An 873-nucleotide genomic window follows, 5' to 3' on the forward strand; every position below is an offset into this window, starting at 1 on the left:
CGACCGGCTCCTGCCCGGGCACCGCGAAGTCATCGGCGGGCGCGTAGCGGTCGACCGGTTCCTGGCCGGGCACCGCGAAGCCGCCGGCGCTGTCGGCCGGCCGGTCGGCGGCGGGCTCGGCCGGGGCCGGTTGTCCCTGCTCGCCGAACCAGTCGCGCTGGTCGTCGGCCCGCTGCGCCGGCTCCGCCGGTCGAGGCTGCTGGCCGGCGGCCGGCTGCTCCGGCGGCGTCGGGTCGGACCACGGCGCCGGTTGGCCGGCGTTGCGCTGGTCGTCACCGGCCGGCACTGCCGCAGCCGGCGCGGCCGCCGCCCACGGGTCCGGTGGCAGCTCGTCGGTGTCGTACCCGCCAAGGTCGGCCGGGGCGTCGGGAGTGTCGGCCGGAGCCGGCTCGTCCGGGCCGGGTGCGGCGCCACCGACCCACACCGGTCCGTCCACCGGCGGCGGTGGCGGCTGGTACGGCTCGGGCAGCGCGGCGGCCTCGTCCACCTGCGGCTCGCCCCAACCGGGCGGCGGCTCCGGCGGCTCGCCGTCCGCGCCGGGCTGCTGGCCCGCCGGGTCGCTGGCGGGCCCACCGGCCTCGCCGGCGTACCGGTCGGCGGGCGCGGGCGCGCCGTGCTGTGCGGCGTCCGCGGGCGCCGGTTCGGGCTGCCCGCCCCAGCTCGCCGCGGCCGGCTCGGCGGCCTGCGGTGCGCCCCACGGGGCGCCCTCGGCGGGCTGGCCGCCGCGCTGCGCGGGCGGTTCACCCCAGGCGTCGGCCGGGCCACCGGACGGCTGCGCGGGCGGTTCGCCCCACGCGTCCTGCTGGGCCGGCGGCTCGCCCCAGGCGTTGGCCGCGCCGGCCGGCGGCGCGCCCCACGGCGTCGACTCCGGTG

General features: G+C 82.8%; 1 pseudogene. It reads right to left on the bottom strand.

Annotated elements, in window-relative coordinates:
- A pseudogene (locus tag NUM_RS18835) lies at positions 1 to 873 on the bottom strand (hypothetical protein); the annotation flags it as partial.

This window comes from Actinocatenispora comari (genome assembly GCF_017312725.1).
GTDB classification, from domain to species: domain Bacteria; phylum Actinomycetota; class Actinomycetes; order Mycobacteriales; family Micromonosporaceae; genus Actinocatenispora; species Actinocatenispora comari.